The organism is Aeromonas sp. 5HA1, assembly GCF_029237245.1.
Lineage (GTDB): Bacteria > Pseudomonadota > Gammaproteobacteria > Enterobacterales > Aeromonadaceae > Aeromonas > Aeromonas salmonicida.
In genome coordinates, this window is the sequence record NZ_JAACFW010000001.1 from 251,625 (window position 1) to 270,717 (window position 19,093).

At 47.5% G+C, this 19,093-nt stretch carries 14 protein-coding genes; 4 read left to right on the forward strand and 10 right to left on the reverse strand.

Annotated elements, in window-relative coordinates:
• Positions 1-106 precede the first annotated feature (106 nt).
• The 6 genes from GWQ27_RS01135 to GWQ27_RS01160 all read right to left on the reverse strand — a co-directional run bounded on the left by GWQ27_RS01135 (position 107) and on the right by GWQ27_RS01160 (position 10,065).
• Entirely contained in the window at positions 107-1,894 is a 1,788-nt protein-coding gene (locus tag GWQ27_RS01135; RefSeq protein WP_275906469.1) for an AIPR family protein, read from the reverse strand.
• The gene (locus tag GWQ27_RS01140; protein ID WP_345893525.1) at positions 1,891-2,937 is read right to left on the reverse strand and encodes a PD-(D/E)XK motif protein; all 1,047 of its coding nucleotides are present in this window, start codon (positions 2,935-2,937) and stop codon (positions 1,891-1,893) included. The genes GWQ27_RS01135 and GWQ27_RS01140 overlap by 4 nt, the downstream gene beginning before the upstream one ends.
• Positions 2,888-5,797 (reverse strand): Z1 domain-containing protein, encoded by a 2,910-nt coding sequence (locus GWQ27_RS01145; RefSeq protein ID WP_275906470.1) that lies wholly within the window; start codon positions 5,795-5,797, stop codon positions 2,888-2,890. Before GWQ27_RS01145 ends, GWQ27_RS01140 begins: the two co-directional genes overlap by 50 nt.
• Positions 5,794-7,290 carry an ATP-binding protein gene (locus GWQ27_RS01150; RefSeq protein WP_345893526.1) on the reverse strand — a complete coding sequence of 499 codons (1,497 nt, stop codon included), beginning with the start codon at positions 7,288-7,290 and terminating at the stop codon, positions 5,794-5,796. Before GWQ27_RS01150 ends, GWQ27_RS01145 begins: the two co-directional genes overlap by 4 nt.
• Positions 7,287-9,479, reverse strand: coding sequence for a sigma-70 family RNA polymerase sigma factor (locus tag GWQ27_RS01155; protein WP_275906471.1), 2,193 nt, complete (start codon positions 9,477-9,479; stop codon positions 7,287-7,289). The genes GWQ27_RS01150 and GWQ27_RS01155 overlap by 4 nt, the downstream gene beginning before the upstream one ends.
• 367 nt (positions 9,480-9,846) lie before the next feature.
• Positions 9,847-10,065 (reverse strand): DUF3283 family protein, encoded by a 219-nt coding sequence (locus tag GWQ27_RS01160; RefSeq protein ID WP_345893527.1) that lies wholly within the window; start codon positions 10,063-10,065, stop codon positions 9,847-9,849.
• Between the two features lie 86 nt (positions 10,066-10,151).
• Between GWQ27_RS01160 and umuD the strand changes: the two genes are divergently transcribed.
• The 3 genes from umuD (at position 10,152) to GWQ27_RS01175 (ending at position 13,750) form a co-directional block, all read left to right on the forward strand.
• Positions 10,152-10,595: a translesion error-prone DNA polymerase V autoproteolytic subunit gene (gene umuD, locus GWQ27_RS01165; protein WP_275906473.1), complete on the forward strand. Its 444-nt coding sequence runs from the start codon at positions 10,152-10,154 to the stop codon at positions 10,593-10,595.
• Positions 10,576-11,835 (forward strand): translesion error-prone DNA polymerase V subunit UmuC, encoded by a 1,260-nt coding sequence (gene umuC / locus GWQ27_RS01170; protein ID WP_275906474.1) that lies wholly within the window; start codon positions 10,576-10,578, stop codon positions 11,833-11,835. Before umuD ends, umuC begins: the two co-directional genes overlap by 20 nt.
• Positions 11,836-12,178: 343 nt before the next feature.
• The gene (locus tag GWQ27_RS01175) at positions 12,179-13,750 is read left to right on the forward strand and encodes a hypothetical protein (protein WP_139732913.1); all 1,572 of its coding nucleotides are present in this window, start codon (positions 12,179-12,181) and stop codon (positions 13,748-13,750) included.
• A 179-nt stretch (positions 13,751-13,929) separates the two neighbouring features.
• On the opposite strand, the gene GWQ27_RS01180 is transcribed toward GWQ27_RS01175, so the two are convergent.
• The 3 genes from GWQ27_RS01180 to GWQ27_RS01190 form a co-directional block, all read right to left on the reverse strand.
• Positions 13,930-14,967, reverse strand: coding sequence for a Fic family protein (locus GWQ27_RS01180; RefSeq protein ID WP_275906475.1), 1,038 nt, complete (start codon positions 14,965-14,967; stop codon positions 13,930-13,932).
• A 122-nt stretch (positions 14,968-15,089) separates the two neighbouring features.
• Positions 15,090-15,758, reverse strand: coding sequence for an inovirus-type Gp2 protein (locus GWQ27_RS01185; protein ID WP_275906476.1), 669 nt, complete (start codon positions 15,756-15,758; stop codon positions 15,090-15,092).
• A gap of 387 nt (positions 15,759-16,145) precedes the next feature.
• Positions 16,146-16,322, reverse strand: coding sequence for an AlpA family transcriptional regulator (locus GWQ27_RS01190; protein ID WP_275906477.1), 177 nt, complete (start codon positions 16,320-16,322; stop codon positions 16,146-16,148).
• A gap of 482 nt (positions 16,323-16,804) precedes the next feature.
• Between GWQ27_RS01190 and GWQ27_RS01195 the strand changes: the two genes are divergently transcribed.
• Positions 16,805-17,728: a hypothetical protein gene (locus GWQ27_RS01195; protein WP_275906478.1), complete on the forward strand. Its 924-nt coding sequence runs from the start codon at positions 16,805-16,807 to the stop codon at positions 17,726-17,728.
• Between the two features lie 11 nt (positions 17,729-17,739).
• On the opposite strand, the gene GWQ27_RS01200 is transcribed toward GWQ27_RS01195, so the two are convergent.
• On the reverse strand, positions 17,740-19,074 hold the full coding sequence (locus GWQ27_RS01200; RefSeq protein WP_275906479.1) for a site-specific integrase: 1,335 nt from the start codon (positions 19,072-19,074) through the stop codon (positions 17,740-17,742).
• Positions 19,075-19,093: the final 19 nt, after the last annotated feature.

Sequence of the window (19,093 nt, forward strand, 5' to 3'; positions counted from 1 at the left end):
ATGTCTTACCTGTGCCAGAAAAATATAAAAAGTCATCATACTAGGGCTTGGCTTTACCAAGCCCTAGTATAGAAATCAATACGATTATTTTGATTGAACTATGTGACTATAAATATTCATAACGACGTAACTCTGGTATTTCAACTATTGGCTTAGAGAATGGACGAGAAAACATAGCCTCTCGACATTCAGGCCTCTTCGCCCACTCAGAGATCATCTTTCCGTTGGCTGTTTCATGGAGACGTTCATTAACCTCACGAGCCCAAACTTCGACTTGCTCAATAAATTGCCCTGACACTCCCTGCCGAAGCCAAACCCTCTCTAGATCAAAAGAATCCCCATAGTGATCGGCAACAACTGCAACAGTGTAAGCAGCTACGTTAGCAAGGAAAGCAGAAACAAGAGGACGAGCCGTTTTGTGCACCAGCTTGAAGATAATCGCTTTAGCAACCAATGCTTTAAAATATATTGTATCGGGTAAAATAGGCTTTCCAGCCACTTCGGCTTCACCAAGAACAGCCATAAATCGATCAAAACACTTCTGCGTTCCTAGACTGACTATATCTGGCCTAACATCCCAAGCCATAATATATTTAGCCAACTCCGTCTTGGTTATCTTACGCGATGTTGGCACTGCTGCTTTCAGGTCCCGAAGGCGAGCGGGAGTTGCTCCCTCGCGGGCGAGAAGTGTATTGTAACTCCCAGCAGCTCGTTCATAGAACCAGCGACCTTCACCATCAGGACAGTAGACGGTTAATGACTGTCTCTCCACATCCACATGGAAGGGTTTATTCGCTGACAGGTCAGATTGCCGTACTGCATTCTGTGAATTAGCATATCGAGAAATATCGGAAACAAGTGATTCCTCTTTTGTTGGATCACTCTCCTTAATTATAATTATTTTGGCTGGAACTCTGACTTTGCTCAGGTCAGTATCTGGAAACTTCTTACTCGCAAAGTAAATAGAAGCTGTAGTCTGCCCTCCATTTACTATTTGCATCCCTCGCAACCACACAATTCCTGGAGAACCATCTTTGGCACGGTCTAGCTGCATCTCGTCAGCTACAAGGACAATGCCATTGTTGAAAGCCATAAACCGCTCGGGTGCTGCACGCAAAGTACTCTGTATACCTTGGTTCACGCCTTTAGACTTAACACTTAAAAATGAGCGTACATTAGCTTCAAGAAGTCTAGGGCCGAACTTTTCGTAAACAAAACGCAACGCTTCTCCAGGAATAGCTGTCAATGCATAATCGTAATCACCGGTTTGCCCTGGGACATAGACACAGGGAAGTGGTGAGCCAGATACCTCATTAAAGTCAATTACAAGTTCATCACGCGGCTTACCTTCAGAACGATGTCGAAAGAGCCTTTCAATATCCATAACTTCTAGCCGGACTGTCTTTCCACCGACTTCACGAGACTTGAAACTCTTAGATTTGGCAATTCCATCAGTGAGAACGAATACACGAACTTGTTCCAGGCTGTTGTATTTCTCGCTGATAGTTAAAGCTAATGAATAGGCATCACTTGTTGGGTCTAGCTTGCTAAGAAGACGCCCTGTGGCACAAAGATCAAGAAAGCGGACACACTGTTGAGCAGCCGTCTTGGTGTCTTGTTCCTGAATAGGAGTTGGAACCTCGAACCCTTCATAAAGACTGACGAACAAGTCAAGTTGATCTGCATCATCTGAAATTGCGTAACCGCTCAGCCTTAGATTTGCATTACCAACCTTTCCTTTAAAATGACAGATAACAGGCTCAGAAGTCATCCCTGCATCCATGAGGTGTTGCATCACAACCTCACAGAAGACTAGCTCCGTAAAAGCAGCGCCTTCACTTATCTGAGCTGCGATTTCAGTCCTTGTCTCAGACAAAAACTCATCAAGGGTCATCCGGCTACTCCTAGTTTTTTAATGGCCACATCAAGGTCAATGAGAAAATCCCCGACATGCTCCAAATTTATTTCATACAAAGCATGCGTAACCCCAAATGGAACAGAGCCTGAGGTCATACGTGGAAAACCTTCAGATACGGAAAAGAACAGTCTATCTTTCAATTTGAATCTGCGAGTGTATTCATTTCCGTGTGCTTCAGTGAATCCCGCACACATAAGTTGCTCATAAAGAATACTTATCGCTATTGGCTCTTCTTTCAGACGTTGCTCTATCTGAGCAATCATCTCAGGCAAAGTCAGTCCACTCTCTAGGTTGGCAAACCTAACAGCAGCAAGGAACAGCGGTGATGCTACCGCATCGTCCAACTGCTCCAAAGAGCCTATTTTCACCGGGAACCCGGACGCAGACATGGTCGCCTTCACCTCGATAGCCCCATCACCTAGAAGGAAGTCCTGAGGTGCATCATTGGGTCCAACCCATCCCTTTAGGACTTCCATTGGTGGCACACACGCATCAAGAAGGGCCGTAATAATACAAAGTTCCCCCACCAAACCCAGCTCCGCTTCAGGGCTGAGATGTCCAGAATGTCGAGACATAAATTGCTGCCAAGCGAGCACACGTCTTATCAGAAGTCTTAAAAGACTAGACTCCGAAACGCGATCAGCGGCGGCTTCGTCGACTGCCCCGACGACATCACACACCATTGAGACAAATAGTCCAAGGTCACCCTCACCTTGCCTAGTGAGCGCCAATATGATCCCACCCTGTTCTGTAGCCCCCGCTTTCTCGACCAAAAAACCTTTCCCCTCAGGCAACCGCTCAGTGCGAGCTAACTTCGCAGTAGGGAAAGTGAAAAGGACGGCCTCAGTATTATTCGGCGAGCACCGTCCAGCCTGAACTCCAACTGGACCTGCAGATGGTAGCGATATAGCCTGCCAGCCTAAAGACTCGCTATCGCACGATAGAGACAACCATGCCAGATTAAATTCCTCACTCGGACGGGCCATATTCTTGCATCCAATAAAGTAGGTTGACTTCATACTCGACTTTGATTGCCCTATCGCTGGCAGGGAAAGCAATGGCGAATGCCATGATTGGTTTGGTCCATCCCGGAACAATTACATCCTTCTGCTTTTTGTCCTTGTAAACATAAGGAGAAAGCGGATAAAGCAAGAGCAAGCCCCGATTAGTCTCATTTCCCAGTTTTCCACGAATCTCACGAATACCTTTACCACTAGGGAAACTTGGCTGCTTTTCACGCCCCCTAGCTGGGTCAGGCTTCCAAGCCGCACGAGTCAAATTCAGCGCTTTTTGCCAAACATCATCATCAAGATCGATACTCTCATCTTTCGGATCGGTAAGCACACCGATAGCGAAATTTCTCGGGTCCTGCAATCTGGGATCTTCCGGATCATCCGTTTTACGAATGAAATAATTTTTCGACGACTGCCCACCCGGGAATATATGCTCATCCCCAGCCCCCTCTCCTCCACCGAGGAGAGCAACACTCCATTTGGTCAGCTCTCCGATTTCAACCATTTTCGAGATAAATTCAGATAGCACTGCGGCCTTGGCACTAGTGGCATTGGGATGGGTAGTGTAGTCACCAAGAAAGGCCGTAATGTTGGAAACGTCAACGTTCTTCCAGAGACGGGCACCGGGCCAAGAGTTTGGCTCACCTTCTCGCTCATATTTCGGCGACTCCTTGCAAGCCTCCCCAAGCGACAAGACAAGGGCGTCCGTAGCATCTAGATTCTGCTGCTGAATCTTAGCGTCGCGATGGAAGAGGATCGTCTGAGGACGCGTTCCACTGTAGCTTAGAGAAAGAGTCTGCGCATTTCTCATTTTCAAGGGAGAGGTTACCGTCATAACCTCATGCGACATAACTTTTAGACCATATTGCTCGGGGGTAAGCTTAGCCTCAGCCATGAAATCAAACTCATCACGAAGCTCCTCTGAAGCATCAGCAATGTGCCCAAACCACCGGACCAAATCGGGAGATGTATATAGCCGGCACAAATCCAGATAGCCCGGACGATAACCAAACCAACGCCCCATCTGCATGAGTGTGTCGTACATTTTAGTGGTACGGACGAAGTAGCTCACACAGAGCCCTTCTAGAGTTAGCCCACGGGCAAGCTTGTCCCCCCCTACGGCTATAACTTTCAAAGCCGCACCTGGCGTCGCATAATCTAGCGCATCCTTGGCTGTTCCATTAATAGAACGAACCTCTATATCCTCCAACACCTCAGGGAGGACGGCGAGAAGATCTTGCCAAGTTGGCATTTCTGATGGACATTCCTCCTTTGGTGATAACTCAGCCACTTCATCGCGGGTGGGGAGGAAATCATTTTCCCAAAGTCTGTGTAGCTGACCCAATATGTCATCAGCCTCCATCCCTCGGGTGATCCTCTGTCGCATGCGACGCACAGTTTTCTCAACCTGTTCCCGTACATGCCTCTGGACATCAACAAATCGGGTGACGTGAATCAACATAGAACTATGTTGATTTCCTTGACCTCGCAATTGTCGGGCGGCACATGCTAAAACAAACACATAGATTGCTTCTCGCAGAGATGGCGGAATCTCCTCCCCACCTTCGTAGATGGGAACATGAGTCTTTTTGTGCTTAGGCGGCATCCAACCCGAGTCAGATTGAATGTCATAATGGTCAACAATGTCCCTAGCAAGAGGTAGTGCCTTCGTGCGACCATCCTTCTCCATCTTCCCAAACATCCTTGCTGGACCAACGTAATTCGATGGAGCTGCAAGATTGATGATAAAAGAGCGGGGGAATAGGTCAGGTCCTTCTTTTGCAGTTGCACCCTTGTGATGAATGAATATATTTGCAAAAGGTGTCGCGGTGTAGCCTACATAAGCCTTTCTAGTGAAAGTATGAAGGATTTGTCGAATAAGGCTGTTAATGGTCTTAGGTTGATGTTCCTCATCCGGCAAACCATCATCCTTGAATATCTGTTCTCCAGTATCCACTGATGCGTTATCAGCCTCATCATCAATCATCAAAAGCGGAAGCTTAGTAACCAACTTTCGACCATCAATTGAATCAGTACTGTCAGCCACTCTTGTCTGTATCCAATTCAGCAATGCAGTCAGAACTGTTTTCTGTTTTTTAACGACGAAAAGCCATGGTCTCTCCTCGGGGGATATCCCGTGGAAGTGCTTCGCAATTGTTTTACTGAAGTCGCCGTTCTCAGCTCGCGTCGTTGCGGAGTTGGTCTTTAAGTCTTCGCCAAATTCAGCAACACCTATCGGCATACCAGGATCTCGATCAACTGTCGTTTCGTAACCGAGAAATCCTTCCTCTAATCTCATTTGGGTTTGAGAGCGCAAATTATTGTGCATACCTGCTAAGACGATAATAATCTTGTAACCCGCATCAGCAGCCTTACAAATTAATCCAGAGTAATTACTCGTCTTGCCAGACTGCACATGTCCGACAACAAGCCCTCTTCGATCCCATGGGTCCGATCTTTCTGGATCTTCAAGAAGGCTCAGAATATCATCAGTAGCTTCGTTGAGCCCCTCCACTACTACGTCAGATAGTTTGGACTCCAAATAGTCACTGTATCGACGCCAGTATTGCCAATCACGTTTGCGAGCAGCAGAGAGCCAGTCGACATGATCTATATCGCTCTTCAACGTAGTCGATTTACCTATTCGGTGACTGAAGCGCTGAATCAATATGGCAACAGCTTGCTTTTGGTCCACCAACTGAGGAGAGTCCCCGGCGAACATCATCGTTGCAAGGTTGACCTTTCCGGCAATAAACGCTGGAGTAATTTTGGATTGGTCTTTCTCAGCTTTTACTAACCGCTGAGCAGTGGCGATGACATTTTCCAGTAGCTCGACTTGCAAACCAGCATCTTCCGTCAGATTCATACTTCTCTCCGTAAATTTGCGATCAGGGACGGGTATTTCTGAAAAGGTTCCGTTCTGAGCATCGACTTATGGGCCTCCTCGACACTCAACCCTTTGCGCTCAATCAAGTCGTTGAAAAGGACTTTAGCGACCTCCACAACAACATCATTAGGCTCTCCATCAAAGCATGTTCTAGGAGTGTCCTTATTCTCGGCTGTATCAAGCCAGATCCGCTGTACAGGGACTGTCTCCTCAACTACCCGGAGCATAGCTCTGATAAGTTCCTTACGGTCTCCACAAGCCTCTATGACTGCTGCTACGGCAGGATGTGCCTCGTCGATACGATAGCGAACACCGTTCTTCAGATGTTCGACTCGCCAAGCCTGCTCAATCGGTATTCCCCCTCCTCCTGGCATCGGGGAACCACGAAAGGCAAATACTTTACGAGCTCTTTCTCTTGTATGCTCTGCAAGCCCAACCAACCAATTGCGGACAAAAACAGGTGGTCGAGCAGTAGACTTCTTGACGTCGATCTTCCAGTCCGCATCAGCAGTATTCGGTATATCAACCCGGATTCTTGCGAGACGGTGCGATTCCTCCCTGTTCCATACCCTTCCTCTCCCCAAACCCAACCAGCTACCAGCCAAAAGAAGCCGCTTGTTACGATAGACATAAAAGCCCTGCTGGGATGTCCATCCTTCAGGCCCCCCAGCACTAATAAACTCCGTATCCGAAAGTCTGTCCTTATGCGGAAGCACATGACACTGAACCCGTATGACACCCGACGAGGTCATCCTACGTTCCACAGGAGATTCCATTGCTTTAGCTGGATGGCCGATCATGAATGGGTCCCATGGGGACACTAGCTTACTATTGATGAAAAGGGTGAAATCCGGTTGTGGCCCTTCGAGGAGACGATGGAAAATCATGGCCAAGCGAGATTCAACATCATCAACTAAGTCAGCAAAGTGCTCTAAGTCTGAACCAGAAGTGATCACTCGATCCATAATCTCCCAAAGGACGATCGTCCCCGAGTTCAGACCCATCAACGGCTCAATAAACTTCTCAGAACCGGGAGCTGGTCCCTCGAACATACGCCAACCCCCCTCGGGGTCTGCTGCTATGACATCCAGATCCCAACGCAGGCACACCAGCTCCTCACCTTCGCGCCTAGAGGCTACCGTAAGTCTACGGCACTGAGAGAATGAAGCGGTCTTCAGACCCATACCGAAGCGACCAAGATCCGTCAAAGACCGCTCATCCAAGGGATTGATTGTCCCAAGGGTCATAGCTGCCTCAAGCTCGGAGTCAGTCATACCAGTCCCGTTGTCCAGTATCGATATTCGGCTTTCGGCACCATTCCAATCAAATTGCAGACGAACCTCAGTAGCACAAGCGGATATAGCATTGTCAACAACGTCTGCTAGAGCTGCAGCTGTCGAATATCCTAGCCCTCTGAGAGCCTCTAACATCGCACCAGCTTTTGGGGGGGCGTATCTAACTCTTTGCATCATTCGGGATGATCCTCCCGCGTAAAAGGGAACAAAATCGCCTTCTTGTGCTCGCTAGATAGCTTTTGCAAGGCCTGAAATTCAATCTGACGAATACGTTCACGAGTAACCCCAAAAATCTTGCCTACCTCCTCTAAAGTCATCTCATCAGCGCCCTTCAAGCCAAAGCGATATATAATGACTAATCGCGATCTATCATCTAGGTAATCTAACATTTCATATAGAGTCGAACACAGGGAGCTGTTTTCAACATATTTCATTGGTGATGGGATATACCCATCCTTTAGGGTGCAGAGTCTTGACTGACATCTATTCATATCAATCTCATCGAGAGACTCAACGTCATCGAACATCGATAAAAGAAGCCACGTTTTGGAAAGTGGCATACCGAGTCGCCGAGACGTTTCTATATCACGCTCGGCTCGCCCTAATCGCAGCTCAAGCTCTTTACGCTCCCGTATGATTTGCCAAGCTGTCTGTTGAATATGAACTGGAGCTCTGACGAGCCTCGTTTTATCGGCTATAGCGCGAGTGACATTCTGACGAATCCACCAAGAGGCGTAAGTTGAGAAGCGAAAGCCTTTACGCCAATCGAATCGTTCCACTGCCTTGATGAGGCCTATGTTTGCCTCTTGAATAAGATCGTCCAATGGAAGACCGGACCATGTATGCTTCTTGGCAATAGATAGCGCCAATCTTAGGTTGCATTGAATCATGCGTTCCCGAGCTAGAGAGTGTCGTTCAACTGCATCGATAAAACCTTTAGCAATAGGCTCATTTTGGGCTATTTCGGCTAGCTCAAATAGAAGTACATTAGTCAATTTTACAGAGGCTAGTGCCTCTTTGGTGCGTTGGAAGTCACCAATAGCACTGCGAACTATTGCTATAGCAGAAACAAACCCCACAGAAAAATAAGCATCTTCCTTCTCTTCATTTTCCTCAACATGATAATTTTCATAGTCAATATCTACCGAAGGAACAAACTCTTCCTCAGCTTCTAGCTCTAATAGCAACTCAGGTTCTTCGCTGAACAATTTGGCATCTATTTCACCAAGAGCCACTTTTTCAGCGAACGAAAATAGAGCTGACATTCCTTTTGGCCATTGAGCTAGGGCTGATAACGCATCATCCCAAGCCTCTTCCATCTCACGACTTAAAACGATCTCTTCTTCTGCATTAAGAAGCCTACCCCCAATATCCTTAAAGTAGAGTCTGGATGGCTCATTGAGTCCCGAGGCAAGTCCTCGAATAAACTCAACCGTATTATCCAAATGAACTCTTTCCTCAAAAGAGGCATTATCAAGAGAAATATCATTGATACAAACTTCATTCTGCTCATCGACAACCACACCAAGGTCACCCAGTGCAATATTAATATGCCTTTCAAACTCTTCATTGCGAGTCCCATCAGCATTTGAGCAGAGTTCCACAAGCACATCTCCAGAAATACAGCCCTCACGCATTGCTGAAAGAAGGGTGGTCATCAAAGCATCATCGACGCCAACTTGTTCCACAAGAGCTGTTCTTTCTGGTAAGTAGAGATCTACATCATCCCAATCGTCATCAAGGTCCCGTGCCTTGTGTTGACCTATTGCTGCGTGAATGTTTTTAGCCACTAGTTTGACAAAATCATCACCCACAGGAGTTACTACCGTTGGCTCAACTACCCAGCCATCGTCAAAATCAACATCCAAGGGGGCGTCATCAAGAGAAAGAAGACCATTTTCTGAAATCTGCAACATTGTTGTATCGGTTTGAGAGAACTCGGGACGGCTTGGTTCCATCACATCAGCCAAAGAGTCATCTTTCTCCAATGACTTGTCGTCAGATAAATTCCCGACATTCTCGGAGATATGCTTTTGGTATGTGGCAACAACGACATCAGATCCAAAAGGACTAGAAGTGGCTCTGTGTAACGCCTCCACCAACATCTCAACGAGTTCCGAGCAGTTGGCTCGCCTAGCATAAGCCAGTGCATCCATCCCTTTAGAATCGAAGAGCATTGGATTTGCCCCTGCATCAAGCAGCAACCTAACAGCACCCTTGTTATTCCGGGTCGTAGCAAGAATCAAGGGGGTTGAACCTTTGCGATCTTGAGCGTTCAAGTCATCCCCCCGAAGAATGTGGAATCTGAGCGCAGTCTCAGCGCCAGAGATAGCAGCGAGACGCAAGAGCGGATTGAGTTTTCCCAATATAGAATTCCAAAAGGGGAGTGTTTCGAACGAGGATATTGATATTCAAAAGCAAATTGTCATTAACAAGACCGATGGGTCAAGTAAAAGCAGACTCTGTGATGAGATATGGTGACGCAGATCAAACTAGCGTTTGAATCTGAAATGTAATCAACCGCCATATCGACCCTAGGATTGTCCGAAGTCTGGTACAAGCTGCTCACGGCCAACTGCGGGTCGATGTCGATTACATATCCCTCAGCGAAGGACAGCAGGCTATCATTGCCAGTGACTATGCCATGCAAAATAGCAAGCTCCGAAGCCCGGATTTGCGTGAGAGTTAAGGGACTTAGGATGTCACCAGAATAAGAACATGACTACAGGAAAGCTAGCCCCGTTTGTACCTACTTACTTGCTTAAGAAAGTAGCTCCCCAGTTCACCCTTATGTTGGCTTGCTTCGCTTTCTGCGCTGGCCAAGTGACCGTTGCGCTCCTTCCATACGGCATATGCGGCGGCCTTCTCGACCTCGACCCGTTCTTGCTGCTCTTTCGGTAGGGCACACAGATTGTGACTCATACTGAACTCTTTGTTATTTGTTGGCGCCATGGTACGCCACCAGTGGCATGCGGGACTTGCGCTGGTTCAAAGGTGGCGCGCTATAATGCCTGTATATAAACACAGGCATTGTTACCATGAAGCTGTTAACCCCAGACCCATCACCCGCCGAGGTGACCATCCCGCTGTTCTTGCACCGTGCCTCTTGCGGCTTTCCCAGCCCAGCCAGCGACTATCTGGAAGGCAAGTTGGACCTAAACACCCACTGCGTGTCGCACCCTGCAGCAACCTTCTATCTGCGTGCCGAGGGGGAGAGCATGACCGGGGTCGGCATCTTTCCTGGTGACTTGCTGGTGGTCGATAAGAGCCTGACCCCGCGCCATGGTGATGTGGTGATTGCACTGCTCGACGGCGGCTTCACGGTCAAGATCTTGCAGCTCAAGCCGAGTCTGCGGTTGTTGCCAGCCAATCCGGCGTTTGCGCCTATCGACCCTTGCATGAGCCTCTCCCTGGAGCTGTTCGGGGTGGTCACCCATGTGATTGGCAATCTGAGGCAGCGTGATGGCCATAGCACTCGTTGATGTAAACAACTTCTACGCCAGCTGTGAGCGGCTGTTTCGCCCTGAGCTGCGTGGCCGCCCGATCGTGGTGCTCTCCAACAACGATGGGTGCGTGGTGTCGCGCAGCCCCGAGGCCAAGGCGATGGGCATCAAGATGGCCGGGCCCTACTTCAAGATCCGCGAGCAGTTCGAAGCGCATGGCGGTGTGGGGTTCAGCTCCAACTACGCACTCTATGGCGATATGTCTGGCCGGGTGATGAGCACGTTAGAGACCATGGCCCCCGAGCTGGAGGTCTACTCCATCGATGAAGCATTCCTGTCACTGTCGGAGTCGTTTGCAGGGGACCTCACAGCCTATGGGCAACAGATCCGGCAGCGAGTGTGGCAGTGGACCGGCCTAACGGTAGGGGTTGGGATCGGCCCCACCAAGACCCTCGCCAAGCTGGCCAACTATGCCGCCAAGAAGTGGCCTGCCACTGGCGGCGTCGTGGACTTGCGTGACGAGCTGCGCCGAGCCCGGCTGATGGCCATCACCCCAGTGGATGAGGTATGGGGCATAGGGCGGCGCTTGGGAGCCAAGTTGGTGGCACAAGGCATCAACACCGTGGCTGACTTGGTGGCCAGTGATGCCAAAGGGTTGCGCGCCCAATACGGCGTGGTGGTCGAGCGGATCGTACAGGAGCTGCGTGGTCTGCCTTGCGCGGAGCTGACCGTTGAACCGCTGGCGAAGCAGCAGATCCTCTCGAGCCGTTCCTTTGGAGAGCGCGTGACTGACCGCGGAGAAATGGCCCAAGCGTTGTCAGGCTTTATGGCTCGCGCTGCCGAGAAGCTGCGGGCCGAGGGGATGTGTTGCCAGCGGGTGCACCTGTTCGTGCGAACCAACCCCTTTGACGAACGAGCGCCTTACTACAGTGAGCAGGCTGGTGTCCGACTGGTCTGCCCTAGCGATGATACCCGGTTGTTGCTGCAGCAAGTGAACGTGCTGCTACCGCAGATTTGGCGCGACGGTTACCGCTATCAGAAGGGGGGTGTCATGCTGAGTGAGTTCACCCCAAAGGGGCAGCAACAGGCCGATCTGTTTGCCCCGTCATCCGCTCAATCGGATGCGTTGATGGCTGTGATGGATCAGATCAAAGCCAAGGGATTGGGGCGCGTAGGCTTTGCCAGTCAAGGCACGGGGTCAGCCGAGTGGATGATGCGACAAGAGCACTTGAGCCCCTGTTACACCACCCGCTGGGAGGACCTGCCGGTGGCGAGGTAAGGGAAGGTCTGCTCACAAGAAACTAGTGTAACGCGTTATGGTTGATCATCTTTGACAAAAAAAGTACGTCTCCAAAAATCCTAGATACTCGTCTAGGTCGAGTGGATAAGATTCAACTGCCTTACCAACTCATTAGGAGACTGATATGTCAAAACAGCCCACTTCAAGCAATCAGCAACGCCCACAGCAAAACGATAGAGCTAATGCGCTAAACAACAATCGTGGCTCTTCTGGAACCAACCCGACTAATGCCCATGTTCACGGCAACCGTGGCAAACAATTGAACCCGAACCAGCGCTAGGATACGCCCCAAGGCTTTAAACTGGGAAAACAAGGATTCGATATGAAGACAAAAGTTTGCTTCGCCACGCAAGGAGAGCTGGTCAAACTAGCTTACGATGCATTAGGTGTTCTTCCCCGGAAAGAAGATCCCTATCATGATTTTGATGAAAAAACCAAAAAGGCTATTCAGAAGCAGCTGGGAAGGCTAGCCAAAGAGGAGGGGCATCTTGAAGCGAACTTCGACCGAGCCATTCAATCGCTTAGCTTTATCCTCACCGGCTATCTACCCAACACCCGAATCATGAGTGCTATTGGCGACACGTTAGCTGATCTTCACGATGCGTATAACAAGTTGGTACGCAGCGAGGGCACGTATCTAGATAAAGCGGAGACTCTCCGTTACTTCATTTCGGTCAAGGCCGTTCCTCTGCTCGTAGTGTCGCTGAACCAGAATCTGCTTTATTACAAAATTTCTGATTTTGAACTCGATACGCCGAAAGACGAATTTTGGTTCCTACCATCGGTAACTGATGACGGCACGTTGACGCTACCGTTAGAGAAGGTGATGCGCTGGGCTTACCAACTTTGCGCCACCTCTCAGACACAATTCCATTACCCGGGAAAAAATGCAAAAAGTGACAGTGCTGCGCGTCAGCATAATCTTGATAACGCGATCAACTGGATCCAGGGCGCTACGCTCCCAGCTCTGCCGGCACTGATTAAAAACTTTGAAGATTCATTCCTCAACATGGCTGAGAACGGTCAAGAGATCCCTAAGCCAGTACAGACAAGTATCCTGACTGCCTTGGTGTTTGCACGGGTCACGAGCTATGTAACGAAGGAAATCGTCCGAGCATACGATGTTTCCTACTTGAAAGATGTCTGTACTCAATTCCGAGAATACGCCTTGTGGATTGCTGATGATGTGAATGAATTCAAGGCTGAGATTCAGCCCATCATTCAGCGGCAAGAGTCGCCTGAATCAGCGTTGGCGATCTGGATAGATGCCTGTGGCGATTACTGGAATTTCTTCAACAGGAAAGTAATGATGGTGGCTGATACGCTGCAACGTCTCCACGATGAGCAACCGGATCAGCCGATGCGTGAGGATGTAATTGCAGCACTAACCAGTAAATATGGTCGCTTTGCCTTATGCGTTTGCATGGACACCTCCAAGCGGAAAATGTCTTTTAATCCGCCTGAAGGTTTCGTCAAAATGGCGATGCTAGGGTTCTCACTCAAACGAGATGCAGACACCCAATGGGACCAGATAGACGAATATGCAGAGCAGGTAAAAACTTACGGGCTAGATGAGCATCTTTGTTGGATGGAACCTTGGTTACGTGCTGTATACCACTACCGTAAAGATAACTTCAAAACAGCCATGGGCTACTATCAGATTGCCTTTGACCACGCCAAGTATCGGGCTGGTAAGAATCAATATGACCTAGTAAATCAGTACGTTGAAGTAGCTGCCAAAAACGACAAGCGGCAATGCTTCAAAAAGGGTATTGAATGGGCGCAGTACCTAGGTCTCAAAGTACGCTGGCTGCGAGACGATGAACCGACTGAAGAAAAGTTAGACTTCGTTTATGGGATGTTGAAGATGGCCAGATACGATCACCAGATGTAGTTCTGGCCCTTGCTCCCCACTTCAGTAAGTGGATAGTTTTTAAAGAAATCCAAAGGGGTAACTTGCCAGTTAAAGACCTGCGCCTAGGCTCAAAAACAGTATGATGGCGTCCATATACCATCGGCAGGCAGGGAAGACCTGCCGGTGGCGAGCTAGTCCTGAGTCTGTTAGTTGCGGGGCTAGATGGTTGACGTGTCAGGATCCAATACCTCCCAACGTCCGCTCTTACGCGGCCCAACAAAGCGTAATCGCCCCTCTTTGACCAGCACGGCAACAGCTCTCTCCACTGTACTGGTCGATTTGCCAATCCGCTCTGCGACTTGCTTGAGCGTTATGGTCGGCTCAGCCGCCAGTTCCGCCAAGATGGCCAGGGGGGTTTTGAACCGCTTTTCTACCTGCGTTTCAACCTTCATTTCTACCCGCATTTTCTCCTGATGAGGTGATACTGCTGCAGGTTGAATCGCAATCGCTTGGGCCAGCGCATCGCGCAGTGCTTCCAGTAAAAAAAGGATGAACTCGGTACAATCACTGCGACTATCAGCCTGACTTAGCTGCTGATAGTAGTGATCTTGCCGTGCCTTAATGACCGTCTCCACGGGTAAGAAGGCCATTACAGGCTGCCAGCGGCTTAACACCACAGTCTGCCACAGACGCCCCATCCGACCATTACCATCAGCAAAGGGATGAATAAACTCCAGCTCGTAATGCAAGGCACAGGAAGCGATCAGCGGATGAGCTTCGGTCTCTGCCAGCCACGTCAATAGCTGTCCCATCAGACGAGGGACCTGGTTCGCAGGGGGTGCCATATGCACTAACTGCTCGCCTCGATAGATACCTACACCACCGCTACGCCAGTGACCCGCATCATCACAGAGTCCACGCATCAGGAGTCCATGAGCACCAAGTAAATCTTCCGCTGAAGCAGGATCCCAATCAGGCATTGCTTCATAGGCCGCAAACGCATTACGGACCTCTTGGATTTCCCGTGGAAGCCCAAGCACCGTCTTCCCCTCAATCACTGCCGTCACCTGCTCGACACTCAGGGTATTGTGCTCTATAGCCAAGGAGGCTTGGATGGTGCGGATCCGATTCTCTCGACGCAGCATCGGCACCTGAGAACTCTGAGCAAACCGCCACTGCCCCACCAACTCTGCGATGTCCGCCACTCGACTCAGCATGGCGTGGGTCAGGGTGAAGGGAGGGGAATAGGCTGCCATGGGTTACTCCAACTGATGCGATAACAAATGAGGGTTAGCTTAACAGATCCGGGAGCAAAAACTCCCGGATCAGATGCCATCTAAAGCTGCAGTAAAAGTCTTTTATCAACACCAATAAGCCTTCAAAGGTTACTCCCCCCAAAACACTGATATCCCTGCCCACGGCGCTTGGATTCCTTTTTGGCAAGGTATGCTGCATGGAGCAGCACTTTTTTTATAGCCACAGGATCATCTGAGAAAACTTCGTGCTGTCCCTCCTCTGACAGTTGAACCAACCCTCGCCTCCTGCAAAAATCAATTGATAAATCCGCTTCAAAGACGGCTCGATGCCAAGCCACTCTAAGCTTGTTTGCCAGGTTCATATTCTCAGACTTAAATTTCCCTAGGGAGCAATAGGCATCCCCATTTAAGAAAAACATCAAGTGATAGTGAGGAACGACAGCCTCTGCTGTTTGCTCCCTCGCCCAAACATATCTGATTGCTGTTTTGCGAACTCTTTTCCCATTTGTAGCTTGGCATATCTGATCTAGAACAAATAGTTTTTCAAGTTCCGCAAAGAATGCTTTCAGCACATCACCATGATAACGTGAACTACCTTCTGATAGCATCCTAGTAAACAAATTATCAGGGAAGCGAAGGTCAACTCTAAAAGCAAAGACCCTAGAGTATTGAGCAAAAGCATGATTCATCACAGTAACAATTTTACTTAGGTTATCCTTATCGAAAGTATACCCACTATTTTGGTAGTGGCGTTCAGCCGCCACTCGATATTCATTAAGAGTGTTAAACATATTAAACTCCATAGATAGAAGAAGGGCTACATTCTGAGAATGTATGCCGGTGTTAGAATTAAGGTAGCTGTTTGCGAGTGTGCACTAGCACACTTTCATTGAAGGTTTGAAACGGTGCTATCAACTTAGCGATATGATGGTTATGGATTTCGGTATGCTGATGGTTATGACATCCACATATCTGCACTACCGATATACATAGTGTGTATGCAATTTTATTTAGTGTTTATTTTTTCTCCTTATTTACACTCTTTATTTATATATTACTATTGCCGACATCAAAGCATTAAATGTCAAACCAGCTAAATAACTCTAATCCCTGATAGGACAAGACTTGTAGCCTGAGCAAAGTGCCAATATATTTCAATTGTTCGTCAGAAATTAGCCCTAGCGAAGATTTATTTTCTCTTCAATCCACGACTCTATTTCAGAACTAACCCAAGCAACAGATCTTGGGCCGGTCTTGACTGATGCTGGAAATTTACCGTCATTCATCTGACGATAAACTGATGCCTTAGAGAGTGATGTCATTGCCATGACAACTTTCAATTTTAGTAGTTTCATGATGAGCTCCTTTGTCGTACATAGGAGAATGCCCACATGTAAAAAACATGCCTCATCAGAGCACCAGCAAAAACAACTACAGGACACACCGCACTATAAGTCCTGCAACATACATAAAAGCATTACTTGTACTGCATTTGACATTTATGGTCATACACAAGAGTAACGCTTTATTATTCAAAATGGATATCTAGATAACAGCTCAACCCCTTCATTACTGTTACAAGGCCAAGTGGATGAGTGATGCAACCTTGTTCTAGGTAGACACAATGACAGCAGCACAAAGCCATAAGCACTTTATGTAGCATTGAGCCTTAAACAACATAAATCCAGCATAGATAGAGCATCTAACTTAAGTGATCCGGCTCAGAAATATGACATAATAAAGTTGAAAATCACTCCATAAAAGGTCATAAATACATAACAAAAACACATTAATTGCACAATAAATTACTAAGTAATTGAAAAGGGTGAACACTAAAATGCCTCAAACAATCAATTCAATTGGCCTTACAAATAGACAAGTAAACTATCTATCAAAAATAATTCCTAATGTAGACTTCAATCATATTTATGATGAAAATACCTTTTTAAAAGAAATTCAAAAAAACGCCACCGCTATATTAAACCGCGCGGCATATAAAGTTTTCAGTGCCGGACAAAACATTGACAAGGTTACGTTGATTGATTATATCGATTTTGAATGCATGAAACTAAGTAACTTTGACTGGATTGATACAGAAAATGAAAGGTTATGCGATTATATTTGGTCTTACGTTAGAATTTTAAAACCATCAACATCATACTATAATCTTCATATAGATAAAGCGGATATTTTCAATACTGGAGTAAGTCTGAACTTAACTAACAACTATCTCTTTGAGATAAATAAAATCCGACTACTGCCAAAAGATAGTAAAGCAAAGAAAGCATCTATCATTTGTTTTTTTGATTTATTGAACAATGAACCAAACATAAAAAACACCATACTTAATACTTTAAAAGAAAAGTGGATATTTGTAAGTAAGATACGTGATGTTGTCCAATGGGCAGACTCAAACAATAAAGAGTGGGCTTGGAACTACCTTTACAAAGGTAGCAATCCGATATGGTTTGTCGAAAATGGGCATCCAAAAAATCACCTAAATGGAATAATAACAACCTTCGACTTACTCAACGACTCTGAAGATAGAAGAGAGCTATTGCTAGCAAAAATGAAATCAGCTTGGTCACAAAAGGCATATCGTGATAAAAACAATGGTAAAAAGGCGGTAAGTATTGTTCTATCCGAAGATATTATTAAAAAACTAGACTTTGTATGTGAAAACACAGATAGAAGAAAAAATGAGGTAGTCACAAGACTGATTCGAGAAGAATATGATAAAATAAAAGAAGGCGGACACTAGTCCGCCTTCTTTTATTTTGCATTTCTTACAAACTCAATAACATTTCCATGATGGTTAGTTTTTTGTGGCTCATTTGCTACTTCGAGTTCAACCAACTCCCCCCAGCGTTGCCATAGCATTTTTTTCTTATCGTCATGTCGCGACCGATGATAGGTTCTAACCAACTTATTGAGTGGGAGATGATTCAAACATAATTCGATCACCCTCTCTTCTACATCTAATCTCTCAGCCCAATTGGTTGCAGCACTACGTCGTAAATCATGTATGGTAAATGGTTCCATATCAGATAATGAACGAGAAATAAAACGCCTTAAAGATCTGGTTATCGAGTCAACTAAAATTGGCTCGATTACGTCGTTTTTAGGTCTATCTGATTCAAAAACGAAATCACCGTTTACATATAGTGCCTGTTCATCAATCAACGCTTTCGCCTGTCGAGATAAGAATACCGAATGTGGCCTCCCATTCTTGGTATCAGGGATCGTCCAAACATCATCTCTAATATGTGAAAAACGCATATTAGCGACTTCGCCTCTACGACATCCGGTCAATATCAATAGCTTGATCGCATTCGCTGCGGGCAGAGAAATAGTGGCATGGCGAGAAACACCACGCCCTCCAGCCGCTAAGCTACCACCACTTCCAAGATCCTCGTCAATCGCCTTCCATAACCTGCGCAATTCGGGGACTGTCAGCCATCTCTCTCTTGGCGAACCGGCACTGGCACCAAAATCCTTGGGTCGCAACAGTCTCGCAGGGTTGGCCTCGATCAGGCAGTGAACCACCGCATAATCCAACATCTGGTTCAGCGTTCCCAACCCCTTACGGGTTTCGTCTTTTGTTGCTCGTCGGGTTATCTCTAATGCTTGTGCCAAGTGTGCACGAGTCAGATCGATTAAACGAATATTGCCGAGGGTCTTCTTGAGATGACGATTCCAACGATCCTGATGACATTGGAGGGTTTTGGGTTTGACGACCTGAGCAATACGCTGTGCATCGAGCCATCGTCCAAGCAACTCATCCATCGTCAGGGCGGTTTCATTTTTAGCCTTTTCACTAGCAACATGCTTGCGTGGATCAATCCCTTTCTTTACCAAGGCAGCCAGTTCTGCATGCTCAAGCCTGGCTCGCGCCAATGACAGCGCCGGGTAATTACCCAGAACAACTGTCGCCTGAGTACCAGCAATCCGATAACGATAGACAAATCGCTTGCTCTTCCCAGCCCTAACTTCAATGGCTAATCCACCGCCATGAGGAGATTTCACCGCATAGCGGGTAATCGAGGCCTCCCCTTGCAAAATCAATGAGGGGATCTCTCGATCCTGAGTTACCGGTTTTCTTGCCATAGCATTCTCTCCCCCCTGT